Source organism: Mycobacterium arosiense ATCC BAA-1401 = DSM 45069, from assembly GCF_002086125.1.
Taxonomy (GTDB): domain Bacteria; phylum Actinomycetota; class Actinomycetes; order Mycobacteriales; family Mycobacteriaceae; genus Mycobacterium; species Mycobacterium arosiense.
Window position 1 is genome coordinate 166837 of sequence record NZ_MVHG01000003.1, and the last position, 26328, is coordinate 193164.

At 66.0% G+C, this 26328-nt stretch carries 21 protein-coding genes; 14 read left to right on the forward strand and 7 right to left on the reverse strand.

Features of this window, described 5'->3' with window-relative positions; translation table 11 throughout:
* Window positions 1–226 precede the first annotated feature (226 nt).
* Both BST14_RS02480 and BST14_RS02485 read left to right on the forward strand, forming a co-directional pair.
* Window positions 227–1150 (forward strand): family 2A encapsulin nanocompartment shell protein, encoded by a 924-nt coding sequence (locus tag BST14_RS02480; protein WP_083063001.1) that lies wholly within the window; start codon window positions 227–229, stop codon window positions 1148–1150.
* On the forward strand, window positions 1137–3158 hold the full coding sequence (locus tag BST14_RS02485) for a family 2A encapsulin nanocompartment cargo protein cysteine desulfurase (protein WP_083063002.1): 2022 nt from the start codon (window positions 1137–1139) through the stop codon (window positions 3156–3158). Before BST14_RS02480 ends, BST14_RS02485 begins: the two co-directional genes overlap by 14 nt.
* A gap of 59 nt (window positions 3159–3217) precedes the next feature.
* Here the strand turns inward: BST14_RS02485 and BST14_RS02490 are convergent, their stop codons facing one another.
* The 3 genes from BST14_RS02490 to stf0 all read right to left on the reverse strand — a co-directional run bounded on the left by BST14_RS02490 (window position 3218) and on the right by stf0 (window position 5424).
* Window positions 3218–4345, reverse strand: coding sequence for a YeiH family protein (locus BST14_RS02490; protein ID WP_083063003.1), 1128 nt, complete (start codon window positions 4343–4345; stop codon window positions 3218–3220).
* Window positions 4339–4503 carry a hypothetical protein gene (locus tag BST14_RS30010; protein WP_158085844.1) on the reverse strand — a complete coding sequence of 55 codons (165 nt, stop codon included), beginning with the start codon at window positions 4501–4503 and terminating at the stop codon, window positions 4339–4341. The genes BST14_RS02490 and BST14_RS30010 overlap by 7 nt, the downstream gene beginning before the upstream one ends.
* Window positions 4504–4620: 117 nt before the next feature.
* On the reverse strand, window positions 4621–5424 hold the full coding sequence (gene stf0, locus BST14_RS02495) for a trehalose 2-sulfotransferase (protein WP_083063004.1): 804 nt from the start codon (window positions 5422–5424) through the stop codon (window positions 4621–4623).
* 620 nt (window positions 5425–6044) lie between these two features.
* Here stf0 and BST14_RS02500 point away from each other — a divergent pair.
* The 11 genes from BST14_RS02500 (at window position 6045) to BST14_RS02550 (ending at window position 16915) form a co-directional block, all read left to right on the forward strand.
* The gene (locus BST14_RS02500; protein WP_083063005.1) at window positions 6045–6812 is read left to right on the forward strand and encodes an MlaE family ABC transporter permease; all 768 of its coding nucleotides are present in this window, start codon (window positions 6045–6047) and stop codon (window positions 6810–6812) included.
* On the forward strand, window positions 6809–7657 hold the full coding sequence (locus BST14_RS02505; RefSeq protein WP_083063006.1) for an ABC transporter permease: 849 nt from the start codon (window positions 6809–6811) through the stop codon (window positions 7655–7657). The genes BST14_RS02500 and BST14_RS02505 overlap by 4 nt, the downstream gene beginning before the upstream one ends.
* A 4-nt stretch (window positions 7658–7661) precedes the next feature.
* Window positions 7662–8930, forward strand: a complete 1269-nt coding sequence (locus BST14_RS02510; RefSeq protein ID WP_083063007.1) for an MCE family protein — start codon at window positions 7662–7664, stop codon at window positions 8928–8930.
* Window positions 8927–9955, forward strand: coding sequence for an MCE family protein (locus BST14_RS02515; RefSeq protein WP_083063008.1), 1029 nt, complete (start codon window positions 8927–8929; stop codon window positions 9953–9955). Before BST14_RS02510 ends, BST14_RS02515 begins: the two co-directional genes overlap by 4 nt.
* The gene (locus BST14_RS02520; protein WP_083063032.1) at window positions 9952–11136 is read left to right on the forward strand and encodes an MCE family protein; all 1185 of its coding nucleotides are present in this window, start codon (window positions 9952–9954) and stop codon (window positions 11134–11136) included. Before BST14_RS02515 ends, BST14_RS02520 begins: the two co-directional genes overlap by 4 nt.
* Window positions 11133–12482 (forward strand): MCE family protein, encoded by a 1350-nt coding sequence (locus BST14_RS02525; protein WP_083063009.1) that lies wholly within the window; start codon window positions 11133–11135, stop codon window positions 12480–12482. The genes BST14_RS02520 and BST14_RS02525 overlap by 4 nt, the downstream gene beginning before the upstream one ends.
* The gene (locus BST14_RS02530; RefSeq protein ID WP_083063010.1) at window positions 12479–13600 is read left to right on the forward strand and encodes a virulence factor Mce family protein; all 1122 of its coding nucleotides are present in this window, start codon (window positions 12479–12481) and stop codon (window positions 13598–13600) included. Before BST14_RS02525 ends, BST14_RS02530 begins: the two co-directional genes overlap by 4 nt.
* Window positions 13601–15082 carry an MCE family protein gene (locus BST14_RS02535; RefSeq protein ID WP_083063011.1) on the forward strand — a complete coding sequence of 494 codons (1482 nt, stop codon included), beginning with the start codon at window positions 13601–13603 and terminating at the stop codon, window positions 15080–15082.
* A gap of 14 nt (window positions 15083–15096) precedes the next feature.
* Window positions 15097–15765 (forward strand): Rv1363c family protein, encoded by a 669-nt coding sequence (locus BST14_RS02540; protein WP_245845266.1) that lies wholly within the window; start codon window positions 15097–15099, stop codon window positions 15763–15765.
* A gap of 146 nt (window positions 15766–15911) precedes the next feature.
* Entirely contained in the window at window positions 15912–16394 is a 483-nt protein-coding gene (locus BST14_RS02545) for an Rv1363c family protein (protein ID WP_169926033.1), read from the forward strand.
* 14 nt (window positions 16395–16408) lie between these two features.
* A complete protein-coding gene (locus BST14_RS02550; protein WP_083063013.1) occupies window positions 16409–16915 on the forward strand; it encodes a CAP domain-containing protein in 507 nt (168 codons plus the stop codon).
* Between the two features lie 10 nt (window positions 16916–16925).
* Here the strand turns inward: BST14_RS02550 and BST14_RS02555 are convergent, their stop codons facing one another.
* Together BST14_RS02555 and BST14_RS02560 are read right to left on the reverse strand one after the other, a co-directional pair.
* Window positions 16926–17210 carry a hypothetical protein gene (locus BST14_RS02555; protein WP_083063034.1) on the reverse strand — a complete coding sequence of 95 codons (285 nt, stop codon included), beginning with the start codon at window positions 17208–17210 and terminating at the stop codon, window positions 16926–16928.
* 147 nt (window positions 17211–17357) lie between these two features.
* Window positions 17358–21599, reverse strand: a complete 4242-nt coding sequence (locus BST14_RS02560) for a bifunctional nitrate reductase/sulfite reductase flavoprotein subunit alpha (RefSeq protein WP_083063014.1) — start codon at window positions 21597–21599, stop codon at window positions 17358–17360.
* Between the two features lie 330 nt (window positions 21600–21929).
* Here BST14_RS02560 and BST14_RS02565 point away from each other — a divergent pair, with 330 nt between their 5' ends.
* Entirely contained in the window at window positions 21930–22397 is a 468-nt protein-coding gene (locus BST14_RS02565; protein ID WP_083063035.1) for an LppP/LprE family lipoprotein, read from the forward strand.
* A gap of 25 nt (window positions 22398–22422) precedes the next feature.
* On the opposite strand, the gene BST14_RS02570 is transcribed toward BST14_RS02565, so the two are convergent.
* Window positions 22423–24375: an acyl-CoA dehydrogenase family protein gene (locus BST14_RS02570; protein WP_083063036.1), complete on the reverse strand. Its 1953-nt coding sequence runs from the start codon at window positions 24373–24375 to the stop codon at window positions 22423–22425.
* Between the two features lie 111 nt (window positions 24376–24486).
* Window positions 24487–26328, reverse strand: a 1842-nt coding sequence (locus BST14_RS02575; RefSeq protein ID WP_438502120.1) for an ATP-binding cassette domain-containing protein, incomplete at its 5' end; no start/stop codon positions are given.

Below are 26328 nucleotides of genomic sequence, written 5' to 3' on the forward strand. Positions count from 1 at the left end.
CAACAGTCCACGCCGACGCAGCGCGACGGGACAAGGCACTCCTGTGCGGGGTGTTGCATGTCCCCACTATAGGGCATCGGCAGCTCGACTCGTTTTCGCTCATCCGCGCTCTAAATCTTCTGACCTGGCCCAAAGCTTGCCTAGGCTCGGCGCGCGAATCCGTTTCTATTGGGGGACGATAGATTCGCCGGATCCCGGCCGCAGTTCACGCAAGAAAGGACCCTCAATGACGTCGGCTCAAAACGAGTCTCAGACACTTGGCGACCTCGCTGCCCGGCAACTAGCTAACGCGACCAAGACTGTCCCCCAGCTTTCGACGATCACGCCGCGCTGGCTCCTGCACCTGCTCGGCTGGGTCGCGGTCGAGGCCGGTATCTACCGCGTGAATCGCGTAGTCAACCCCGAGCAGGTCGCGATCAAGACCGAAACGGGCGCCGGCACCGACGAGCCGCTGCCCGAGACCTATGTCGACTACGAGACCAGTCCGCGCGAATACACGCTGCGCAGCATCTCGACCTTGGTCGACATCCACACCCGCGTGTCTGACCTCTACTCGAGCCCGCACGACCAGATCGCCCAGCAGCTGCGGCTGACCATCGAGACGATCAAGGAACGTCAAGAGTTCGAGCTGATCAACAGCCCCGAGTACGGGCTGTTGGCACAGGCCACGCCCGAGCAGACCATCCAGACGCTCGCCGGCGCCCCCGCGCCCGATGACCTTGACGCGCTCATCACCAAGGTATGGAAAACGCCCAGCTTCTTCCTCACCCATCCGCTGGGTATCGCCGCTTTCGGCCGGGAAGCCACCTACCGGGGGGTGCCGCCGCCGGTGGTGAGCCTGTTGGGTGCGCAGTTCATCACCTGGCGCGGGATTCCGCTGATCCCGTCGGACAAGGTTCCGGTGCAGGACGGCAAGACCAAGTTCATCCTGGTGCGCACCGGCGAGGAGCGTCAGGGTGTGGTCGGCCTCTTCCAGCCCGGCCTGGTCGGGGAGCAGGCGCCGGGGTTGTCGGTGCGGTTCACCGGCATCAACCAGTCAGCAATCGCGACTTACCTTGTCACGCTGTATACGTCCCTGGCCGTCCTGACCGACGACGCGCTCGCCGTGCTCGACGACGTCGCTGTGGACCAGTTCCATGAGTACAGGTGAGTACCGAGCGGTAGACGCCGAAAGCGACCTGCCGATTAGCGCCGCGGAACTTGCCGCACTGGCCAGTCAGCTGTATGCGGCCAGCATTCGGCCGGGTCTGGACAGTCCAGCGCAGTCGGCGCCGGCCGCGCCGCGCGGCGGCGTGCCGGATGCAACGGTGGCGACCTCGGCCGGGCAGTCGGCGTCCGGCACGGCCGACGTCTATCCCGAACCGACCCCGCTGGTCGGCGGCCCCAATGTCTATGTTCCGGTTTCCACGTCAAGCGCGCCGGAAGCCCTGCCGCAGACCGTGCCGGTCGCCCCGCGCGGTAGCATCCCGGACGCCACCGCGGTGACCTCGCCCGGTCCGGCGGCCGCAGGGGCGGCGGACCTGTACCCGTCGCCGGTTCCGCAGCTGAATTTCTCCGATATTTATCTTCCGACTCCGACATCGGGCCGACCCGAAACCCCGCCACAGACGGTGCCGGTGGCCCCGCGCGGGGGAGCGCCCGAAACGGCGACGGCGGCCGCGGCCCCATGGTTTGGCGGCGCGCCGGGCGCGTTCGCGGTGCCCGGCGGTATCGTGCCCACGGTGCCCGGCGCGCTGGCCGGGACGACAACGGCCGTGCCCACCGGCTCGCGCGGTTCGGCACCGTCGTGGCTGCCCGATGTGCCGGCCGTCACCGATCTGGGCTGGTCTGACGCGCCCGTGTCGGCGCCGAACGCACCGGTTGGTGACGACGGGGACTACCACTTCCTGACCGTCTCCGCTCCCGTGCCGAAGCTTTCCGACGAGCACGAAATATTCGATGTCAACGCGATCCGGGCGGACTTCCCGATCCTGAAGGAGATCGTCAACGGCAAGCCGCTCATCTGGTTCGACAACGCGGCGACCACCCAAAAGCCGCAGGTTGTGATCGATCGGTTGTCCCACTTCTACGCTCACGAGAACTCGAATATCCACCGCGCCGCGCACGAATTGGCCGCCCGGGCCACCGACGCCTACGAGGAGGCTCGCGACACCGTCGCCGATTTCATCGGCGCGCCGAGCTCCGAAAACATCGTGTTCGTGCGCGGCACCACCGAGGCGATCAACCTGGTGGCACACGCATGGGGTGGCAAGCATCTGCAGCCCGGTGACGAGATCGTCATCACGCACCTGGAGCACCACGCCAATATCGTTCCTTGGCAGCTTATTTCGCAGAAAACGGGCGCGATCCTGAAGGTGGCCCCGATCGATGATGCGGGCAACCTGTTGCTGAACGAGTTCGAGGATCTACTCGGTCCGCGGACCAAGCTGGTCGCGGCAAGTCAGGTGTCCAACGCGTTGGGCACGGTGGTCCCGGTGGACAAGATCGTCGAGCTGGGCCACCGCTACGGCGCCAGGGTGCTGATCGATGGCGCTCAGTCGATTCAGCACATACCGATCAGCGTCGCCGAACTGGGCGCGGACTTTTTCGTGTTCTCCGGACACAAGATTTACGGCCCGACCGGGATCGGTGCGCTCTACGGCACCGAGGAGGCGCTGATCGAAACACCACCGTGGCAGGGCGGCGGCCACATGATCGCCGACGTCACGCTGGACCGGTCGCTGTACCAGGGACCGCCGACCAAGTTCGAGGCCGGCACCGGCAACATCGCCGACGCGGTCGGGCTGACCGAGGCACTGCGCTATGTGCAACGGTTGGGCGTCGAGCGGATCGCCGCCTACGAACACGCATTGCTCGAGTACGCGACACCGCGGCTGGCCGACATTCCGGGTGTGCGCCTGGTGGGTACCGCCGAGGAGAAGGCCAGCGTGCTGTCCTTCGTGCTTGCCGGTCACGAGCCGCTCGAGGTGGGCAAGGCGCTCAACGCCGAGGGCATCGCGGTGCGCGCCGGTCATCACTGCGCGCAGCCTGCCCTGCGGCGGTTGGGCCTAGAGGCCACCGTTCGTCCGTCGTTCGCCTTCTACAACACGTTCGAAGAGATCGACGTTTTCCTCAAGGCGGTGCGCCGGATCGCCGAGGGCGGCACCGACGTCGGCTGAAGCGGCTCGCTTGCCGGCTGCCCGGGCGAATGGCGTGATGCGGATGGGGCGCTGAACCCCTAAGGGCCTGCGCCCCAACCGAATACGCGCGACGTCAGCAGCACGATGCCCAGGGAGACGGTGGCGACGACGGTTAACCCGATGACCGCGACGACCAACGGCCGCCACCCGGTGCGCGCGATCTGACGAATGTCGGTGTTCAGTCCCACACCGGCGAAGGTCAGCAGGAATGCCCACTTCGAGACGTTGGCGAGGTTGGCGGCTTGGCCCTTGCTCAGCCAGCCCGCGGTGGCGATCGCCGAGACCACCAGGAAGCCGAGCACAAACTTCGGGAACTTGCTCCAGATGAACGCGGCCTTGGCCTTGGCGCCCCGGGCGATCTCGTCGGCTTCCCCTCGCGCGGCCCAAAACAGCGCGAAACCGAGCACGACGAAGCCGATCAGCGCGTTACGGGTCGACTTCACCAGCACCGCGATCTTGCCGGCATGGTCGTAGTACAAATATCCCGTGGCGGTGGTTTCGGCGGTGTTGTCCACGGAAAGCCCCGCCCACAAACCGAATTCGTGGTCGGTCAGGCCGATCGCGTGCCCCAAGGGCGGCAAGACGAACAGCGACACCGCGCCCAGGGCCAGGATCGCCGCGATCGCGTAGCCGACATCGGAGTTGCGAGCGCGGATCGCCCCCTTGGCCGCCACGATGGCCGACACCCCGCAGATGGACGTGCCGATGGCCAACAGCGAGCCGAGCTTGCCCGACAACCCGAACGCGCGGGCCACAACGATGATGATCGTCCCGGCAATGGTCATGTCCACCAGGATTTGCACCAGGCTGATCCCACCGAGTTTCGCGATGTCGCCCAGCACGAATCGCGAACCGAGCGCCACGATCCCGGCCTTGAGCCAGAATTCATAGGTCAGCACGCCGGGGCGGAATATCGGGTGCAACCCGATGGTGTTGGTGATCAGCAGCCCGATCACGATCGCCCACAACACATATTCGATGTCGGGCACGGTCCAGTGCTGATGCTTGGCCAGCGTGTTCCACCAGATCTGGGCATATTTGCCCAGCACCCCCACGCCGATCAGAAGCAGAATGCCGGGCACATAATCCAGGGGACGGGCGCTGGTGAAGGTGGCCTCCGTCGACGTTTCGTCGGGTTCTACCCGGACGCTCACGCCGGTCACCACGGGATCCTCGGGAGCACGTCGGCCACGGCCAACGCGACGATCACACCGGCCACCGCCGTCGCCCACCAGTCCACCGACACCGAACCGAGCCGGGCCGCCCAAGCCGGCCCGTGCGGGGCGTCGGGGTCCTTGCCGTCAGTTGGCACGCCTTCACCCACGATGATCGCTCCTCAAGCGCGTATGGCGGCGTCTTTCAGCCGCATCCGTCGACTGTGGCGTCCGCGGGCGCCACATCCAAGTGATTGGCTCGGGCTGAATCTAGCTCGGCCGGTCGATCAGGTTGGCAGGCCGTACTTCTCGGCATCGGTCCGGTAGCGGTCCACCCATTCGTCGGAGCGATGGTCGGCCTGGCGCTCCAGCACCGGTTCGGGCGCCAATTGTGGATCCAGCCCCAACGCCTCGAGGATGGACGCCACCACCTGAGTCAGGTTGCGCCACAACACCGGATACGAGATGTCCATGGGCTCGATGTGTTCTTCGGCGAACCAGTTTCGCCAGCCCTCTTCTTGCGCGCGCAGCATGGTGACGACGTGGGCGATCGCCCCGGGGTGATAGGTGGCGCGCGCGTCCCGGACCGGGTCGGGCCGGCCGCGCCAGACCCGGGTCTGCACCGCCCGCCAGAACGACACCGCCTGCGAGATCACATCGGGCCGGTAGACGTGAATCAGCAGCGGTTGCTCGCCGACCACATCGGTGATCGCCGCCAGCAGGCCCTCCCCACTACGGTCCGGCAGGTTCTTCGCACGGTCCAGCAGCAGCGGCGTCTGGTTCCACATCAGCTTGCCGCCCCACACCCCGTTCGGGGTCCGCCCGACCGTGCGGATGTAAGCCCGCCAGATCTCGGGCGGCGCCAGGTCGGGCGTCCCGACGTCCAGCGGGTCGAGCAGGCTCAGGATCGACTCGTCCTCGACGCCGGCGAACCATTCCCGTGGCTGCGGGGACTGGCTGGTGGACGGCAGGTACTGGAAGAACTCCTGCGGCTCGCCGGCCACGCCGGTGGCACGCAGCGACTCGACCAGCAGCGTGCTGCCGCTGCGCTGCGACGCCAACACCAGGTACGACGACGGCCTATCGGTCACCGGCAGAGTGTATCCAGAATGCTCGAATCTTATGCGGGCTAGCGCGCTTAGGGTCGGGCTGAAGGAAACCCTTGCGTGTAAGCGGTCTTGCCCGAACTGTGGCTTTCAGCGACGACAGCCGAACGGGACGGTGGCCGTGGGTGCTCATCTGGTTTCGGGGCGAACGGAAAGCCGCGCACGCGGCTCAGGTCGTGTTGCACTGAGAGACGATGCGTCGCAACCACTTTCGCGCGAATCCCCTGTCTTTCCGGCGGGTCGGCCACGTCGCCTGCGTGCCCCACCGGTCGGGCCTCGGTCCGTACCGCCGGCCGCTGCTGCGGGGGCCGCTGCGTCAGGCCGGGGCCAACTAATCACACAGGCCGGTGGCCTGCCGATCGCCGTGGGCGATCGCGACATCGGATGAGGCCAAGCGGCGCTTCCCACATTTCTTCTGATTGATTGCAAACCTGACACCGGGCATCGTTTTGCCCGTACATTCCCTCAACTAATGCGCTCGAACGGACGCGGCGTAGGTAAACAGTGCCGTTTGCTTTGAGGCAGCGAATTACGAACGTATAAACGCTGTTACGAAAATGGGGGTCGGGTTGAGTCAAAGACCGCCGTTGGGTCGGACCAGCAGCGTGAACGCGGCGACCCTCGCGCGGCCCATGAACGCGCTGGGTCAATTCTTTCTGCTCAGCGCCGAGGCGTTGGTGGCGGCGGTGCGCGGCCCGTGGGCGTGGCGCGAAGTTCTCGAGCAGATTTGGTTTGTCGCCCGCGTTTCCATTTTCCCGACCATCATGTTGTCGATCCCCTACACAGTGCTCATCGTGTTCGTCCTCAACATCCTGCTGGTCGAGATCGGCGCGGGCGACCTTTCCGGTGCCGGCGCCGGGCTGGCCTCGGTGACCCAGGTTGGACCGGTTGTCACGGCGATGGTCGTCTCGGGCGCCGGGTCAACGGCCATGTGCGCGGACCTGGGCGCTCGCACCATCCGAGAGGAAATCGACGCGATGAAGGTGATTGGCGTCAATCCCATTCAGGCACTGGTGGTTCCGCGCATCATCGCGGCGACGTTCGTCGCGGTTCTGCTGTACTCGGTGGTGGCCGTCACCGGGCTGACCGGCAGCTACATCTTCGTGGTCTTCGTCCAGCACGTCACGCCCGGCGCGTTCGTCGCCGGAATGACTCTGGTCACCGGGCTGCCGCAGGTGGTGATCTCGCTGATCAAGGCGACGCTGTTCGGGCTGTCCGCCGGCCTGATCGCCTGCTACAAGGGCTTGTCGGTGGGCGGCGGCCCGACCGGCGTTGGCAACGCGGTGAACGAAACGGTGGTCTTCTCGTTCATGGCGTTGTTCTTCATCAACATCCTGACCACCGCGCTCGGCGTGAAGGTGACGGCCAAGTGACCGATGCCGCACGCGAGCCGTCATGGTTTGTCACCGTCGGCCCCCGCCTCGCGGATTCCACCCGGAAGCTGGGCGAACAGACCGCGTTCTACGGGCAATCCCTGACCGCCACCGTCGATGCGATACGGCGTTACCCGAACGAACTGCTGCGCCTGATCGCCGAGATGGGAATGGGCACAGGGGCGTTGGCCGTCATCGGGGGCACGGTCGGCATCATCGGGTTTCTCACACTGACCACCGGCGCCCTGGTCGCGGTACAAGGCTACGACACGCTGTCCAACATCGGGGTCGAAGCGCTGACCGGCTTCCTCTCGGCGTTTTTGAATGTTCGGATGATCGCACCCTGCACCGCCGGTCTGGCACTGGCCGCCACGATCGGTGCGGGTGCGACCGCACAGCTGGGCGCGATGCGCATCAACGAGGAGATCGATGCGCTGGAAGTCATGGGCATTCGCGCGGTCACCTACCTGGCATCCACCCGGATCATCGCCGGCATCCTGGTCGTCGTCCCGCTCTACGCGGTCGCCGTGCTGATGTCCTTCATTGCGGCGAAGTTCCTCACGATCTATGTCTACGGGCAGTCACGAGGCGTCTACGAGCATTACTTCGCCACCTTTTTGCGCCCCACCGACCTGTTCTGGTCGTTCCTGGCGGCGTTGACCATGGCGGCCGGGGTGATGGTCGTGCACACGTACTACGGCTTCACCGCCACGGGTGGTCCGGCGGGCGTCGGGGAAGCGGTGGGTCGGTCGGTGCGGTCGTCGATGATCGTCACCGCCTTCGTGTGCCTGATGATCTCGCTGTCCGTCTACGGGCAGTCCGGCAACTTCAACCTGTCGGGATGACCGGATGAGTACTCTGAAGGCCGACAATGCATCCCAGCCAAACAGGGCCCGTCACAACAGGATTGACCCGATTTGGTGGGCGCCCATCTTGTTCATCCTGATCGGTGGCCTGATCGCGTTGACCGCGGCCTCGTTCTCGGGCAAACTTCAGGCCTTCGTGCCGCTCACGCTGGTGTCAGATCGCGCCGGTTTGGTGATGGAAGACGGCGCCAAGGTCAAGCTGCGGGGCGTCCAGGTGGGCCAGGTCGCTTCGATCGGCACCGACGTGAAGACGGCTCGGCTGCAGCTGAAGATCCAACCGGACGCCTTCAAGTATCTGCCGAGCAACCTCGAGGCCGAGATCAAATCCACCACGGCGTTCGGCTCCAAATACGTCGATCTGATCGTTCCCGACCATCCCAGCCCGACATCGCTGAAGCCCGGCGCGCTGCTGCACTCGCGCAACGTCACCGTGGAAGTGAACACCGTCTTCGAGAATCTGCAGTCGGTGGTTCAGGCGCTCGACCCGGCAAAGCTGAACGCGATCTTGTCGGCCTTTGCGCAATCGGTGCGCGGCAAGGGTGATCGGATCGGACAAGCGATCACCGACGCCAACAACGTGCTGCTCACCGTCAACCCGCGCATGGACACCATCGGAAAGGACTGGCGGCTGTTCGGCAAGACCACCGCCGTCTATTCCGATGCGGCGCAGAACATCTTGTCCATCTTGGACTCGGCGACGACGACCAGCGCGACTATCACCGATGACCAGCGCTCACTGGATTCGTTGCTGCTGTCGGCGATCGGCTTCAGCCAGACCGGCATCAACGTGATCGGCCGCAACGAGCCGAACATCGTGCGGTCGATCAACTTGTTAGACCCGACCATGGCCCTGCTGGAGAAATACTCCCCGACCTATACGTGCCTTTTCCAGGGCGCGCAATGGTACGTCGACCACGGTGGCCGAGACGCATTGGGCGGCAACGGTTATTCGGTGATCCTCGATGCGGCACTGCTGTTCGGCGACGACCCGTACCGCTATCCGAAACACCTGCCCAAGGTCAACGCCACCGGCGGGCCGGGCGGCAAGCCCAGCTGCGGTTCGCTGCCCGACCCCAGCGCGAACTTCCCGGTGCGGGCGCTGGTCACCGATACCGGCTGGGGGGCGGCCCCGAACGAGATCCGCACCAATGTGGCCGCGGGTAATCCCTGGTGGGCCAACTGGTTCCCGACCACCAAGAACCCGCCGGAAGGGCCTCGCTACTTCTGGCGCGGAGGGCAGCCGCCACCATGAGAAGGAAACTATCCAGCATTATCCTGCGCGTCGGGGTCTTCACGGCGGTCTGCCTGCTCTTCACGTTTGCGCTGATCGCGGTGTTCGGGCAGTTGCGGTTCGAGGACCGCACCGGCTACCGCGCCATCTTCACCAACATCTCCGGTCTGAAGTCGGGTAACTTCGTGCGAATCGCCGGGGTGGAAGTCGGCAAGGTCGGCGACCTGAGCCTGCACCGTGACGGCACCGTCACCGTCGACTTCGAGGTGGACAAAGGCGTTCGACTCAGCGAGGGCACCAAGGCCGTCGTGCGTTATGAAAACCTGATCGGTGACCGCTACCTGGCGCTCGAGGAGGGCCCGGGGCCGCCCCGTCGGCTGCCGCCGGGAGCGACGATCCCGCTGGCGCGGACGTCGCCCGCGCTCGACATCGACGCGTTGATCGGTGGTTTCCGCCCGTTGTTCCGCGCCCTGGACCCCGATCAGGTCAACGCCCTGTCCGGCCAACTGTTGCGAATCTTTCAGGGGCAGGGGGGGACGCTGGCCTCGGTGCTGTCGCAAACCTCGATCCTGACCTCGACGCTGGCCGGGCGCAGTGAGCTGATCGGTCAACTGATCACCAACCTCAACACCGTGCTGCACACCTTCGCCACCCGCGACCGCGAATTCTCCGATGGCGTGGACAAGCTGGCCCAGCTGGTGGACGGGCTGGGCCAGCGCAGGAACGACATCTCCACGGGCCTCGCCTACATCAACGCGGCCGCGGGTTCCATCACCGATCTGCTCGCCCAGTCCCGTCAGCCGATCAAAGACGTTGTGCACGAGACGGATCGCGTGTCCGGGCAGGTGCTCTCCGACAAAGAGTACGTCGACAAACTACTGACGGACCTCCCGGACATCTACCAGGTGCTCGCCCGGCAGGGCCTCAACGGTGACTATTTCGGTTTCTACTTCTGCGAGGTATTGCTCAAGCTGAACGGTAAGGGAGGCAACCCGATCTTCGTCAAACTGTTGGGCCAGCCCAGCGGGCGGTGCACGCCGCGATGAAACTGAAAATCCCCAAGCTCAAATCGGCCGACCAGCGAAACCCGTTCGTCCTGGGCGTGATGGGAACCGTCATCTTGGCCTGCGTGACCATCGTCGCCTTCCAATACAACAAGTTGCCGTTCATCAAGAACACCGACGACTACGCGGCGTACTTCTCCGAAGCCGGCGGCATCAAACCCGGTAACTCCGTGCGGGTTTCGGGCATGGGGGTGGGCCGGGTTTCCGACCTTCGCCTGGAAGGCACCAAGGTCCGGGTCGGTTTCACCGTGCGCAAGGGCGTCGAGTTGGGCGACCGCACCGAGGCGGCGATCAAGACCGAAACCATACTGGGCGCCAAGATGCTCGAGCTGACGCCGCGCGGCAACGGGAAGTTATCGGGCACCATTCCGCTGGAGCGCACCACCTCGCCGTATGAGCTGCCCGACGCCCTGGGCGATCTGACGACCACCATCAGCGGCCTGGACACCGCCCAAGTGTCCACGGCGCTTTCCACCTTGGCCAACACCCTCAAGGCGACGCCGGCCAACCTGCGGCCCGCGCTGGAGGGGGTCGCCCGGTTCTCCGACACCCTCAACGGTCGTGACGCGCAACTACGCAGCCTGCTGGGAAACGCCAACACGGTGTCGACCGTGCTGGGCAAGCGCAGCCAGCAGATCGCCGGACTGGTGGCGAATTCCAACGCGCTGCTGGCCGCCCTGCTGGATGAACGAGATTCGCTGGACACCTTGATGAACTACCTGACCGCGGTTTCGCATCAGATCTCGGGCCTGGTCAACGACAACAGAACCCAACTCAAACCCGCCCTGGACAAGCTCAACGGCGTACTGGCGATCCTGGACAACCGCAAGGAAGATATCCAGAAGACGCTGCCCAAGTTCAAACGCTATGCGATGTCCTTTGGCGAATGCCTGGGTTCCGGACCGTTTTTCAAGGCCTACGTCGCCAATCTCATTCCCGGCCAGATCGGGGGCCCGGTGCTCGACGCGGATATGTACGACCGATTCCTGGACCCCAACCAGAAGCTGCCGTCGGAGGTGGTGGACCCGCCCACCGGCACCCCGCCCGTGCCGCCGGAGAACGCACCGGCGCCGCTGTGGTCGCAGCCGCCGTCGCCCCCGCCGTCCACTCCGCCCATCCGGACCATCCCGCCGCCCTCGCCGCACGAATTCGATTCGCCATGACCATCAGTCGAGAAACTTTCCAGAAGGCGACCGCCGCCATTCTGATCCTGACGCTGGCGGTGGCGTCGTTAGTGGTCGGCAGCAAGCTGTGGAAAGACGTCGAAAAGAACACGTATTCGGCGTACTTCACCGAGGCCAACGGCCTGTTCGTGGGCGACGAGATCCGCATCCTCGGCGTCGCCGTCGGCGTGGTCGACAAGATCGAGCCCCAGCCTGCCAGTTCCAAAGTGACGTTCTCGGTGGACAAGCAGTATTCGATTCCCGCCGATGCTCGCGCCGCGATCCTGTCGCCGTCGCTGGTGACGTCGCGGGCCATCCAGCTCGTCCCGGCGTATTCCGGCGGTCCCAAGCTGAGTGCCGGCGCCTCGATTCCCTTGAGCCGCACCGCGGTTCCCGTCGAATGGGACGACTTCCGCAAGCAGCTGGAGAAGCTGACCGACGCCCTGCAGCCCACCAGCCCGGGCGGGGTCAACTCCGTCGGAGAGTTCATTGACTCGGCGGCGGACAATGTGCGCGGCCAGGGCGACACCGCCCGCGACACCGTGCTCAAGCTGTCCGAGGCGATCTCGGCGCTCGGCGATCACGCCGACGACATCTTCAGCACGGTGCGTAACCTGCAACTGCTGGTGTCCGCGCTGTACTCCAGCAGCGACCTGCTGGCCTCGTTCAACCAGAACCTGGCCGGCGTCACGACGCTGCTGTCCAACACCCCCAACGAAGTCGGCAACGCGCTGAAGTCGCTGGACGGCGCGCTCACGGATGTGCGCGATTTTCTCGCCGAGAACCGCGATGCGGCGGGCGTCACCTTCGACCGGTTGGGTTCAATCACAACGGCGCTCAACGACAGCCGCGGCGATATCAAGCAGATCCTGCACATCGCCCCGACGGTGTTTCAGAACTTCCTGAACATCTACCAGCCGGCCCAGAGCGCCATGACCGGCATCCTGGCCTTGAACAACTTCGCCGACATTCCGCAATTCATTTGCAGCTCGATCGAGGCGGCGTCGCGGGCACGGCTGGCGCGGGTGTCGAAGCTGTGCCTGCAGTACCTCAACCCGATCATCAAGAACCGCATCTACAACTACATTCCGGCCGGGATCAACCCGTTCGTCGGGACGCAGGCCCGGCCCAACGAGATCACCTACAGCGAGGACTGGTTGCGGCCCGGGTACGCGCCCGCGCCACCGCCCGACGCCTCCGCGCCACCCGATCGCGCGCCGCCGCCCGAGCAGCTGGCGCCCGCCGACCCGCCGCAATCGGCCGAGCCCCCGCCTGCGCCGCCGCCGAACACGACCAGCTCGATCGAAGTGCTGCAGAACCTGATGCTGCCGACGGGGCCGTCATGAGACGCGCTGGCGCCGCAGTCTTGGGGCTGATGTGTGTTGCCACGCTGTCGGCGTGTGGTTGGCGCGGCCTGAACTCCTTCAGCCTGCCCGGTACCGCCGGCGGGGGACCGGGCTCGTACACGATCCAGGCGCAGATGCCTGATGTGGTCACCATCCAGGAGAACACCCGGGTCCGGGTGGACGACGTCAACGTCGGCAACGTCACCAAGATCGAGCTACAGGATTGGCATGCGCTGGTCACCATGCGGATCAACGGCGACGTGCATCTGCCCGCCAATTCGACCGCCAAGCTGGGGCAGACCAGCCTGCTCGGTTCGATGCACATCGAACTAGCGCCGCCCAAAGATGAGGCGCCGGTGGGCCAACTCAAGGCCGGGTCGGTCATCCCGTTGTCGCGCGCGAGCCTGTATCCCACCACCGAGCAGACGCTGGCGTCGGTGTCGATCCTGTTGAACGGCGGGGGAATCGGCCAGCTGCAGGAAATCACCCAGGCGGTCGCCAGAGCATTCGCCGGCCGCGAAAACGACATGCGCAGCCTGCTCAATCAGATCGACGAGTTCATCGCGCGCACCAACGACCAGACCGACGACATCATCGCCGCCGCACAAAATCTCAACTCTCTGGTCGGCCAGGTTGCCGCGAACGACACGGTCGTGGACAAAGCCTTGACGTCGGTGCCCAAGGCGCTGGACGTCTTGGCCAAGGAGCGCACCAAGATCGCCGACACGATCGATCAGGTCGGCAAATTCAGTGCCATCGCCGCCGACACCGTCCACCAGAGCAGGGAATCTCTGGTGAGCAACCTGCGCAACATCGCACCGGTGCTGCGGTCGCTCGCCGATGCGGGACCCTCCCTCACCAGGGGTCTGGACGGCCTGGTGACCTATCCGTGGCCGGCGTCCACCGTGCGGAACTGGTTCCGCGGTGACTACGCCAACCTCACCCTGATCGTCGATCTGACGTTGAGCCGCATCGACCAAGGGCTCTTCACCGGCTCGCGCTGGGAAGGCAACCTCACCCAGCTCGAGCTGCAGTGGGGTCGCACCATCGGCATGCAACCCAGCCCGGTCACGGGGGGCAACCCGCTGACCTATCCGTATCATTTCGGGGGATACTGAATGCTTCGGTTGAATCGCCGGACCTGGATCCAGTTGTCAATCCTGACGCTGGTGACCGTCGTGTCCTGTGGCGCAATGGCATTCAACTTCATGAAGTTGCCCGCCACGTTGTTCGGGATCGGGGAGTACAAGGTCACGGTCGACCTGCCGCAATCGGGTGGGCTCTACCAAACCTCGGTCGTCACCTACCGCGGCACCGACGTGGGACAGGTCAAGTCGGTCGACGTCACCGCCACCGGGGTGCGGGCGGTGCTGGCCATGCGATCGGGAGTCAGGGTGCCCTCCGACGTGCAGGCGTCGGTACACAGCCGATCGGCGATCGGCGAGCAGTACATCGAGCTGACCCCACGCCCCGGCAAGGACGGTGAAGGTTCCGGTGCGCTGCGCGACGGCGACGTCATCACCGCCGGACACGTCGATGTGCCCGTCGACATCGGGCACCTTCTCGACCTGACCAACCGTGCGCTGCAAGCGATCCCGCGGGACAACTTGCGCACGGTGATCGACGAGACCAATCGGGCGGTCGGCGGCCTCGGGCCGCAACTATCCCGGATCGTCGACGGCTCGACGGCGCTGGCCATCGCCGGAGGGCGCACCGTCGACCCGCTAGCCGCTCTGATCGACCAATCGCCGACGGTACTGGATTCACAGGTGCAGACATCCGATTCGATCGCCGCGTGGGCGGGCCACACCGCGGCCATCATGGCGCAAGTCAAGGCCCAGGACGCCGCCGTGCGAGACCTGTTGACGCAGGGCACTTCCGGCATCGAGGAGGGCCGCGCGATGCTGGACCGGGTGACGCCGGCCTTGCCGGTGCTCTTCGCCAATCTGGTGAGCCTCGGCGACATCGCCGTCGTCTACCGCCACGACATCGAGCAACTCCTTGTCCTGCTGCCGCAGGGCATCGCGGCCATGGCGGCCATCATCGTGCCCAGTTCCAACACCAAGCAGGAGTACCGGGGTGCCCAGCTGGACTTCAACCTCAACCTCAACCTGCCGCCACCCTGCACCACCGGCTACCTGCCGCCGCAGCAGCGCCGCTCACCGGCCAGCGTCGACGCGCCGGACCGGCCGGCCGCCGACCTGTTTTGCCGGGTGCCGCAGGACTCGGAGTTCAATGTCCGTGGCGTGCGGAACATTCCGTGTGAGAGCAAGCCATGGAAAAGGGCGCCCACGGTAGAGCTGTGCGAAAGCGATGAGGAGTACGTGCCGCTCAACGACGGCTACAACTGGAAGGGCGACCCGAACGCCACCACCAGCGGCCAGGGCGTGCCGCTCTACCCGCCGGGGCAAGATCCGCGACTGCCACCGCCGCGTGGCACCGCCGCGGCGCCAGGGGCGCCGCCCCCGCCGCCCGCGGTCGCGACCTATGACCCGGCCACCGGTGACTACATCGGGCCCGACGGCCGCCGCTACACCCAGTCGGACCTGGCCCACCCGCGCGCCAAGAACTGGCAACAGCTACTTGTGCCGCAACCCTGACAGTTAGGAGCACCATGGCGAACGAACCCGATATCACGACGGAGGAAACCGTCGACGAGCCAAGGGCGGTCGACGCCGCCGAGGACAGCGACGCGGCCGAAACCGAACAGGCCGAAAAGCTGCACATCAAAGACGGCGGCGAGAGTGACGGTCCGGCCGCGGGCCGGCTCGCGCGGTGGCGCGAACGTGTCCAGCGCCGGCGGCCTTCGCGCGTCGGCACGGCGTTGGTGGCCAGCGCCGTCATCGTGGCCGCACTGGCCGGCTTGAGTGGCTGGCTGGGATACCGGGCCTACCAGAAGCACGAGACCCAGGCCCGGCAGAACCTGTACGTCGCGACGGCCCGTCAGGGCGCGGTGAACCTCACCACGATCGACTACGCCCGGGTCGACGCCGACGTGCGGCGGATCCTCGATTTGGCCACCGGCGCATTCCGGGACGACTTCGAACAGCGGGCCAAGCCTTTCGCGGAGGTCGTCAAGGCTGCACAGTCGAAGTCGGAAGGGACGGTCACCGACGCCGGAGTGGAATCCCAGCGCGGCGACTCCGCCCAGGTTTTGGTGGCGGTCGCGGTGAAGTCGCGCACCGCCGGTGGTGAGGAGGCGCCCCGGGAATGGCGGATGCGCATCGAGGTGCGATCGGTCGGCGATGACGCCAAGGTCTCCAATGTGGTGTTCGTGCCATGACAACACTTGAGGAGAACGTGAACGTCGATACGGTGGACGAGGAACTGGATTCGGCAACCGAAGGCGCACAAAAGAAATCGAAGGCCAGCGCGCCGGACGAAGCGCCGGCCGGTGTGCAGTCAAAGGCCAAGCGGACAAGGCGGCGCATCGGGTGGCCGCGGCTGTTCGCCTACGGGATATTGCCCGGCCTCGCATTGGTATTGGCGCTCGGCGCTGGATACCTCAAGTGGTCGGCGGGGGCGGTCGATGATCTGGCACTGGCCCGGGCCGAATCGGTGCAGGCCGCCCGCGAAGACGCCATCGCGTTGTTGTCCTATCACGCCGACACGGTGGACAAGGACCTCACCGCGGCGCGCGAACGGCTGACCGGTGAGTTCAAGGACGCCTACGCCGAACTGACGCGCCAGGTCGTCGTTCCGGGTGCGAAAGAAAAGCACATCTCGTCGATCGCCAAAGTCAGTGCGGCGGCTTCGGTTTCGGCGACCGAAAACCACGCCGTGGCCCTGGTGTACGTCAACCAGACCGTGACCATCGGTGCGGGCGCTCCCACCGACACCCAGCCCGTCGTGCGGATGACCCTCGACAAGGTCAACGGCCGATGGCTGGTTTCGCGCTTCGACCCCGTGTGATCCGAGGAACCGTCATGGACGTATCGGCACGTCGGTGCGCCCGGGTGCTGCCCCTCGGCGTCGTGCTGCTAGGGACCGTCACTTTGGCGGCGCCCGCTGCACACGCCGACAACAAACGGCTCAACAGCGCGGTGGTCTCGGCCGTGTACACCCTTCAGCACCAGGCGGGCTGCACGAACGACGTCGTCAGGAACAACGCGCTCACCTTGGCCGCCGAATGGCACGCCGACGACATGATCAACAACCGAAACATCAACGGCGACACGGGCTCGGACGGTTCTACGCCCCAAGACCGTGCCACCGCCGCCGGCTTTCGTGGCAGGGCCGCCGAGACCGTGGCGGTCAACCCGGCCATCGCGATCAGCAGCCTGGAGCTGGTCAACCAGTGGTATTACAACCCCGACGATATGGCGATCATCCGCGACTGCGCCAACAACACCATCGGGGTGTGGTCGGACAACAGCATGGATCGCACTGTGGTGGTGGCGGTGTACGGGCAGCCGGACCCGCCCAGCCGGTAGACGTGAGCGGCTAGCCCGCGGCGTCGACGGTGGGTGATTGGGAAACGGCGCTATCCGCCGGAGAGCGCTCGTCGGCCATGTCGCAGACGCAGACGTGGGCGCCGTGGCGCCACGGACCGAACTGGGTACCGCGCCTGCGCAGCAGATGCTGCGCGTAGACCTTGTCGCGTTGATCCCGCGAGAACGCGAAGTCGAGATTGACGGGCAACCCCGCCCAATCGACCTGGTCACTGACGGAATCGTCGGCCGCGCCGCCGTACCTCACCCGGCACTGCAGGGGGCAGCCGTTCTTGATGACCCGATCGGGTCCATCACACTCCCGAGCCACGATGACGCCACTCCTTTAGGCGCGCGACCTTACGAGTGCATCGTGCGACGCGGAAGTTTCGGCCGTAGGCGTGCGATGTTTCCGCTGTGTTACGGGTGCGGCAGCGGATCGGCGTCAGTAGACGTCGCGGTGGTAGCGCTTGTCGGCACTCAACGATTGCACGTAATCCTTCGCCGCTTCCGGGTCGAGCTTCCCGAATTCGGCCGCGATCTCGCAGAGCGCCCGATCGACGTCCTTGGCCATGGGATCCGCGGTGCCGCAGACATACAGCTGGGCGCCGTCCTGCAACCAGCTCCACAGCTGCGCCCCGCGTTTGCGCATCAAGTGCTGTACGTAGACCTTCTGCTGCTGGTCGCGGGAGAACGCCAGGTCCAACTCGGTCAGGAACCCGTCGTCGCGCATCTGCTCGAGTTCGTCGCGGTAATAGAAGTCGGTGGCGGCATGCTGCTCGCCGAAGAACAACCAGTTGGGTCCGGTGTGGCCGAGTGCGCGCCGCTCCTGCAGGAAGCCGCGGAACGGCGCGATCCCCGTCCCGGGCCCGATCATGATCATCGGCGTCTCCGACTCGCTCGGCGGCCGGAAATTGCTGGACTGCTGCAAATACACGGCGACTCGATCGCCGGGGGAGCGGTCGGCGAGGTAGGTCGAACACACCCCGCGCCGCGCGACGCCCTGAAAGTTGTAGCGCACCGGCGAGACGGTCAGGTGGACTTCTCCCGGGCACTCCTTGGGGCTCGACGAGATCGAATACAACCGCGGCTGAAGGCGTTTGAGGACCCGCAGCCATTCGTGGGCCGACGCCGAGACCGGCAATTTGGCCAGCAGGTCGATCGACTGGCGTCCCCACGTCCAATCCGCCAGTGCCCGTTTGTTTTCCGGCTTCAGCAGCTCCGCGAGTGTCGGGTCACCGGTGCGTTCCTGCACGAAGCGCACCAGGTCCCGGCTGATGTGCGCGATTTCGATGCGCTCGGTGAGCGCCGAGCGCAACGACATCAGGCCGTGTTCGCCGACCTCGACCGGGGTCTGCCCGTTCAGTCCGGTCACCGACAGCCATTCGTCGACCAGCTCGTCGCTGTTGCGCGGCCACACCCCGAGCGCGTCACCGGCCTCGTAGGGCACGGCCTCCTCCGGCATGTCGAAAACCAGGTGCCGCACGTCTTTGCTCGATTGCGGCCGACTCAACACGGTGTTGCGGACCATGCCGGTGATCAGCGGATGCTTCTTGCTGTAGGTGCTGGGAGCGGGCGCGCTGGAGCGAGACGGGGCCGCAACCGTGGACGTGCGGGCCGGCGCCATCACACTTGCGTCTCCGGCGACCGACGTGGGGGTCCGGGTCAGGGCTTCGATGACGTCGCTCACCCACTTCGCCGCGTCGTCGTCGTAGTCGGGTTCGCAGTCCACCCGCTCGGTGATGCGGGTCGCTCCCAGCTCGGCCAGGCGCGCGTCCAGTTTGCGGCCGTGACCGCAGAAATCGTCGTAGTTGGAGTCGCCCAGCGCGAGCACGGCATAGCGGGTCTTGGAGAATCGCGGTGCGCTGCCGGACGTCAAAGCCCGCCACAGGCCGGCACCGTTATCGGGCGCTTCGCCGTCGCCGGTGGTACTGGTGACGAGCAACAGCTCCCGTGTGGTCGCCAACTCGGCCTGCGGGAAGTCGTCCATGCTGTGCAACGCGACGGGAAGACCAGCGGCGCCCAATCGCGCGGCGACTTCGGCGGCGAGCTCCTCGGCGTTGCCGGTCTGCGATGCCCACAGCACCACGACGGGGGCGCGCTCGGCAGCGGGTTTGACGTCGGCGGGGGTGGCGGGCGGTTGGTCGACGGCCTGCGCCGGGGCGGGTTGCGGCGCCCCGGCCAGCGCCGGCGGCCGGGGTCCGTCGATGCGCGAGAACAACCCGGCCAGAAGGCCGTCCACCCACAGCCGGGTGCCGGCATCGAACGGCGCGCTCGCCGGCAGGGTGGGCACCCCACCGGCGCGGCGGCCGGCGTCGGACCGAAGCCCGGAGAGCATGCCGGCCAAATATGAACGGCCGAGCTCGTCGAATTCCGGTTTGGGTTGCGTTGTCACACCCAGCAATTCGCCGAGGGCGTCGACTTGTGACACGCTGATTTCTCGTACCTCCGTGGGTGCGGATCCTGGTGTGTCGGCGGCCACCGGTATCTCGGTGCCCGGATCGGGTTGCGCGACGGCAACCTTCGTCAGCGTGACCGCGCACGCCTTGAATTCCGGTTGGCTCGAGATGGGATCGACGGCGTCGTTGGTGACGGCGTTGATGGATAGGTATTCGCCGAAGGCGTCGTTCCAATGGAACGGGGCGAAGCAGTTCCCGGGATGCACCCGGTCACTGATGACGGCGGGCAGCACGGCGCGGCCGCGGCGGGACGCGATCTCGACCTGATCGTCGTCGGCGATGTGCAGGCGGGCGGCGTCGTCCGGGTGGATCTCGACGAACGGGTTCGGGTTGAGTTTGTTGAGTTTGGCGACCTTGCCGGTCTTGGTCATGGTGTGCCATTGGTGGGGCAGGCGACCGGTGTTCAGTAGGAACGGGTAGTCGTCGTCGGGCATTTCGTCGGGTGGCAGGTGCGGGCGGGCGAAGAACACCGCCCGGCCCGTCGGTGTCGGGAAGGCCAGCCGGGGCACGCTGCCGTCCTCGCGGACCAGCTGAGTCTGGCTGACGCCGTCGTTGAGGTAGCGGATCGGGTTGCGGTCGCCCTCGCTCTGCGGAGCGCACGGCCACTGCAGCGGGCTCTGACGCAGCCGCTCATAGCTGACGCCGCGCAGGTCATAACCGGTCTTCGGGTTCGAGAACCGCTTGATTTCTTCGAAGATCTCCTCGGCGCAGCTGTAGCTGAACGCCTCCGAATAGCCCATCTCGCAGGCCATCCGGGCGATGATCTGCCAGTCGGGCATCGCCTGGCCCGGCGCCCGGACCGCGGGCTGGAACAACGTCATGTTGCGCTCAGAATTGACCATGACCCCTTCGGACTCCGTCCACAGGGTTGCCGGCAACAACACATCGGCGTACTCGTTGGTCTCGGTCTCCAAGAACGCGTCCTGGGCGACCACCATTTCGGCACGCTCCAGCCCGGCCAGTACCGTCTTCCGGTTGGCCACGGAAGCAACGGGATTCGTGCATATTATCCAGCACGCCCTGATTTGCCCGTCGGCCATGCGGGAGAACATGTCGATGGTGCCGCTGCCGACCTCGGTGCGAAGCGTTCCGCGGGGAATGCCCCAAAGGTTTTCGACGAACTCGCGGTCGTCGTCCGATAGCACCGAACGCTGACCGGGCAATCCCGGCCCCATGTAACCCATCTCGCGACCGCCCATGGCATTGGGTTGGCCGGTGAGGGAGAAGGGGCCGCTGCCCGGCTTGCAGATCGCCCCGGTGGCCAGGTGCAGGTTGCAGATGGCGTTGGTGTTCCAGGTGCCGTGGGTGCTCTGGTTGAGGCCCATGGTCCAGCAGCTCATGAAATTTTCGGCCTCGCCGATCATTTGAGCCGCGGCGCGAATGTCCTTCTCCGGGATGCCGGTCACCGCGCTGACCATGCCGGGGGTGTACTGCTCCAGGAAGCTGGGCATCACCTCCCAGCCCTCGGTGAATTCGGCGATGAAATCGGGGTCCGTGTGGCCGTTCTCGACGATCAGGTGCAGCATCCCGTTGAGCAGCGCCAGATCCGATCCGGGCGCGATCTGTAGGAACAGATCGGCCTTATCGGCGGTCGCGGTGCGACGCGGGTCGACGACGATCAGCTTCGCGCCCGCCTTGACCCGATCCATCATCCGTAAGAACAGGATGGGATGGCAGTCGGCCATGTTGGCGCCGATGACGAAGAAAACGTCGGCACGCTCGAAATCCTGGTATGACCCGGGCGGTCCGTCCGCGCCCAGCGAGAGCTTGTAACCAGAACCCGCGCTGGCCATGCACAGTCGCGAATTCGACTCGATCTGGTTGGTGCCGATGAAGCCCTTGGTCAGCTTGTTCGCCAGGTACTGCGCCTCGATCGACATCTGGCCGGACACATACATCGCAAAGGCGTCCGGACCGTGTTCGTCGACGATCGCGCGTAACCGATTCGCGCACTGCGTGATCGCCTGATCCGTGTCGATGGGATCGAGTGGCTCGCCACGGTCGGTCCGCGCATACGCCGAGTCCATCCGGCCCGGCGCGCCGAGCATGTCGGCGGTGGTAGCACCCTTGGTGCACAACCGGCCGAAGTTGGCCGGATGTTCTTTGCTCCCAACCGACTTCGCGACGTGATCGCGACCCGTTTCCGGGTCCGTTGTGATCTGCAACACCATGCCGCACCCGACGCCGCAGTAAGCGCACATGGTGTTCACGGCGTTCTCAGACGCCATGGACTCCCTAGTCACGCTTACGTCCCTTCGGTCGAGTGCGCACGAGTTAGCTCCGTATCGGGTGAGTTCATTGTGGAGCAGGCATGTTTCGGCATCGCTGCCCGAAATTTCCCCCCGTTTACTACTTTCTCTCAACGGCCGGCGCGCCGGTGTGAAATCGCCGGGGGATCCCGGGGGCGTGGAACGCGTTACCGCAGGTCACCGTTGACCGGTCGTCTCGGTCGAGGTTACGCAGGGCTGCCCGCGAGCCGCCGCTCAGAAGGGGGCTTTTGACCAAACCGGTGGGACATTCACAGTCTTCGCTAAGCTCACCGCGTGCGTCAGCTCATTGTGATCTGTCTGGTTTTGCTGGCCTCCGGCTGTGGCTGGAAGCCGAGCCCACCCCCGCAGGCTCGGCCCGACACCTGCAAGGACTCCGACGGGCCGACCGCCGACTCCGTGCGCCAGGCGATCGCGGCGGTTCCCGTCGCCATCCCCGGCACCATCTGGGTCGAGATGGGCCGCGGGCATACCCGAAACTGCCGGCTGTATTGGGTGCAGATCATCCCGACGATCGCAAATGAATCCAGCCCACAACAACTGCTGTTCTTCGACCACAACAGGCCGCTGGGTAGCCCCACATCGAACCCGAAGCCGTACACGACGGTGCTACCGCCCTCCGATGACACCGTCACCGTTCAATACCAGTGGCAGAAGAAAAATGACCAGCTGTGCTGTCCCACCGGAATCGGAACGGTCAAGTTCCGCATCGGCTCAGACGGCAAGCTGCAAACGCTGGGCAAGGTTCCGAATCAATAACGTTTCCCGCCAACGGCTTTGCCGCTCAACTCGTGAGGGCCTGTTCCAGGTTCTCCGGGTGCAGCATCTCGACGTAACGTAGCTGCTCCGGGACGCCGAAACCGTCGACAAGCGTCTGGGCATGCGGGCGCAGCGCGCGGCACCGGTCGTTGATGCCCCGTGTGACCGCCTTCGCGCGCTCGGTGGACAGGTAGCGGTGCTCGATGTACCACGCCTTGTCCTCCTCGATGACCGACAGCGCATACAGGTCGCACAGGATGCCGAGTAGTTCGCGGGCCTTCTCGTCGGGGCATGCGTCGATTCCGGCGACGAACGCCTCCAGGATGACCCGATCGATGTGCGCGCTGGCCGCGTGCAACACGTGATCCTGCACGGAGTTGAATGCGTCGAACGCCGACATCTCTTTGGATTTGGCTTGCAGCCGGCGGGCCACCGATGCCAGCAGATACTCCTCGCGATCCTCGAACATCGTGATCTGCGTGCCGCGGTTGAACAGGCTGCCTTCTTCCTCGCTGTCTTGCCGGGCATCGACGATCGTTTGGATAATCGCCTCTGCCGCAGTGCGTTTGATGACGCGCTCGCCCACGGTGCTGGCGGCGAAGCGCACCCATTCGACCGGACTCATGCTCTTGATGTCGTCGGCGTAGGCCGTGAGCAGTTCCTTGGCCACCAATTGGGTCAGCACGTGGTTGTCGCCCTCGAAGGTGGTGAAAACGTCCGTGTCGCCGCGCAGCCCGATCAGCCGGTTCTCCGCCATGTAACCCGCGCCGCCACACGCTTCGCGGGATTCCTGAATCGCCCGACTCGCATGCCAGGTGTTGGCCGCCTTCAGCCCGGCGGCGCGCGCTTCGAGTTCGCGTTGCTCGTCGGCGTCGGGAGCGTCCGCGCTCTGCACGTCGTGACATTTGCCGACCAGCTCATTCTGCGCGAACTGCAGCGCGTAGGACTTGGCGATCAACGGAAACAGGCGCCGCTGGTGCACCAGATAGTCCATGATCAGCACTTCGGATCCATCATCGGGTGCGCTGAACTGCCTGCGCTGCAAGGCATATCGGGTGGCGATGTCCAGGGCCACCCGGCCGGCGGCGCCGGCGCTGCCGCCGACGGTGATCCGGCCGCGGACCAGGGTGCCCAGCATGGTGAAAAACCGGCGGTTCGGGTTGTCGATCAGCGAACTGTAGGCGCCGTCGGCCGCGACGTCGCCGTATTTGTTCAAGAGGTTGACCCGGGGAACCCGGACATGGTCGAACACGATGCGGCCGTTGTCGACCCCGGGCAGCCCGCCCTTGTATTCGCAGTCCGACGTGGTGATGCCCGGCAGGTCGTTGCCGTCCTCGTCGCGGATCGGAACCAGCACGCAGTGCACGCCGTGATTGACCGGCTTGCCGTCCTCGTGGGTGATCAGTTGCGCGAAAACCGCCGCCATGGTTGCGGTTTCGGCGGCACCGCCGATGTAGTCCTTGCGCGCCGATGGGGTGGGCGAGTCAATGATGAACTCTTCGGTCTCGGGGTCGTAGGTCGCGGTGGTCTCCAGCGACTGCACGTCGCTGCCGTGTCCGGTCTCGGTCATGGCGAAACAGCCGCGCAACTCGAGGCTGATGATCTTGGGCACGTAGAGCTGGTGGTGGCGCTCGGTGCCCAGGTTCTCCACGGCACCGCCGAACAGACCCCACTGCACGCCGGCCTTCACCATCAGCGACAGGTCCGACATGGCCAGCATCTCGATCATGGTGATCGCCGCGCCCACGTCGCCGGTGCCGCCGTGCTCTTTGCGGAAACTGTCGGCGGCCGCGCCGAACGCGGCCATGATCCGCATCTGCTCCGCCACCTTGGTGCGAGCGATCACCGTGTTCGGGGTGTAGTGCGGGCGGAACAGATCCTCGGTGAGTGTGGCCCGCATCCGATTTCTCACATCGCGCCAACGCCCGTCCAGTGCGTTGCGCAGATGTTCGGCAGTGCTAGTCGTTTCAGGCGCCATAAACCGACAGTAATGGGCGTTTCCCGGCGCGGCGAACAACGACGACATTTACGGCGCGGAACAATTCTCGCGGCGGCCGCCTAACCCGCGGCACCCGGCAGCCCACCCGGCTCAGCCCTGGCGGCGAGGGGCGTCCTGCGGTTCGCGAGCGGGTGACGGGTTGCGGCTTTCGCTGAGCGGTGACCGCAGTCGGTACAGGGTGAATACGGCCGCGATGACGCCGAACAGCACCAGCATGCCCATGTCGAACACCCACCAGCCGCTGTAGTGCGTCCACGTCAACGCGTCGGCCGCCAGCGAATCGACCCTGCGCAGGTCCGTGGTGGAGGCCGTGGCCGCGAAGCCCCACTGGGCCGGGACGAACCAGCTGATCTGCTGCAGACCCCACATGCTCACCAGCTGGACCAGGCTCCCGTTGAACAGCGCGGACGCCAGGATCACCGGAACCACCAGCGGCAGGACCTCGCGCGGCGACTTCCCCAGCGACGACAGCGCCAGGCCCACGACCGCCGACACGATCGCGGTGACGGCCACGCCCACGTAGAGCTCGAGCATGGCGTTGTGCAGCAAGACGGCGCTGCGTCCCGGCCCGCCCTTGACCGCGATCACGATTGCGAACACGACGGCCGTCCAGACGGCGGCGGCCAGGCCGTACACCGTGGTCTTGGCGGTGAGGTACGCCGGTGCCGTCAGACCGACCTCCTGCTCGCGCCGGAAGACGCGATGTTCGCCCACCAGCGCGCGGATGGTCAGCGCCGTGCCGATGATCACCGCCGCGACGTTGAGGGCGGCCAGGAGCTCGATGGCCTCGTGCGGGTTGGTGCCGTTAGGGCCGGGCCTGGCCAGACCCGAATCACCCGGAATCAGCAGCGCCAGCCCGGCCAGCACGAACGGCAGGACCGCCAGGAACGCCATGTAGACGCGATCGCCGAGGAGCAGGCGAGCCTCGCGCCGGGCCAACAACCGGATCTGCCGAGACCGGGGCAGCGCGGGCGGCGGGGGCCACGGTGCCGCGACTTCCGGCGGACTGGTCGGTGCCGACGCCGGCGGCCGGGTGCGGAACGCGCGGTGGGCTCCCTCGGGATCGGCGCCGACCTGCCCGAGCACCCGGTTCCAATCGGTGGTGCCGAGCGCGGATTCGACCTGCAGGGGCGTCCCCAGATAAGCCACCTGGCCCCTGCCGGTGAGCACCAACACCTGGTCGCAGACGTTGACGTCGGTGAGCGACGTGCGCGCCGAGATCGCGACCACCACCGCGCAGCCGATCTCGGCCTGACGCCGCAGGACCGCCATGACGTGGCGTTGTTGCGCCGCGTCGAGTCCGGCGGTGGGCTCGTCGACCACGAGCAGGCTGGGCCGGGTGATGAGCTCGATCGCCAAAGCGGTGCACCGGCGCACCTCGGAGGGGAGTTTGCGGAGTCGGGTGTCGCGGTGGGGCGTCAGCTCGAGCTCGTCGAGGACTTGGCTGACCACGCGGTCACGCTGCTCGGGCGCGGTGTCCGGCGGCAGCCGCAGCTCGGCGGCGTATTCGAGGACTTGCGCGACGGTGAGCTGGCGGTGCAGGCGATCGTCCCGCGGCACCACCCCGATGCGTGTACGCATCGCCTCCGGCTCGGCGTGGACGTCGTGCCCGTCCACTGTGACGCGCCCGGCGCTGGGCGTTCGGGTGCCGGCCAGCAGTGCCAGCAGCGCGGCATTCCGCGCGGCCGACGGCCCGATGACCGCGGTCATGGTGCCGGGACGGGCGGTGAACGAGATGCCCGACAGCGTCTCGTGTCCGTCAACCGTCAGTCCCAACCGGTAGGCGGTCGCCCCGATGGTGCGTGATGCGGTCTGCAGCGGCAGGCGATGGGTGGGGTCGGCTTGCGCGGTGCGGAACGAGGGGCGCTGGGCGCGCAGCTTGCTGGTCACCATGCGCTCGATCAGGCTCGGGCCCTTGTGCCGCTCCTGTTC

Excerpts from the sequence above, each read along its gene's own strand:
- BST14_RS02515 (WP_083063008.1), top strand. The coding sequence starts at position 8,927 with ATGAGAAGGAAACTATCCAGCATTATCCTGCGCGTCGGGGTCTTCACG.
- BST14_RS02530 (WP_083063010.1), top strand. The coding sequence starts at position 12,479 with ATGAGACGCGCTGGCGCCGCAGTCTTGGGGCTGATGTGTGTTGCCACG.
- BST14_RS02570 (WP_083063036.1), bottom strand. The coding sequence starts at position 24,375 with ATGGCGCCTGAAACGACTAGCACTGCCGAACATCTGCGCAACGCACTG.
- BST14_RS02535 (WP_083063011.1), top strand. The coding sequence starts at position 13,601 with ATGCTTCGGTTGAATCGCCGGACCTGGATCCAGTTGTCAATCCTGACG.
- BST14_RS02560 (WP_083063014.1), bottom strand. The coding sequence starts at position 21,599 with ATGGCGTCTGAGAACGCCGTGAACACCATGTGCGCTTACTGCGGCGTC.
- BST14_RS02510 (WP_083063007.1), top strand. The coding sequence starts at position 7,662 with ATGAGTACTCTGAAGGCCGACAATGCATCCCAGCCAAACAGGGCCCGT.
- BST14_RS02540 (WP_245845266.1), top strand. The coding sequence starts at position 15,097 with ATGGCGAACGAACCCGATATCACGACGGAGGAAACCGTCGACGAGCCA.
- BST14_RS02480 (WP_083063001.1), top strand. The coding sequence starts at position 227 with ATGACGTCGGCTCAAAACGAGTCTCAGACACTTGGCGACCTCGCTGCC.
- BST14_RS02525 (WP_083063009.1), top strand. The coding sequence starts at position 11,133 with ATGACCATCAGTCGAGAAACTTTCCAGAAGGCGACCGCCGCCATTCTG.
- BST14_RS02550 (WP_083063013.1), top strand. The coding sequence starts at position 16,409 with ATGGACGTATCGGCACGTCGGTGCGCCCGGGTGCTGCCCCTCGGCGTC.
- BST14_RS02520 (WP_083063032.1), top strand. The coding sequence starts at position 9,952 with ATGAAACTGAAAATCCCCAAGCTCAAATCGGCCGACCAGCGAAACCCG.
- BST14_RS02485 (WP_083063002.1), top strand. The coding sequence starts at position 1,137 with ATGAGTACAGGTGAGTACCGAGCGGTAGACGCCGAAAGCGACCTGCCG.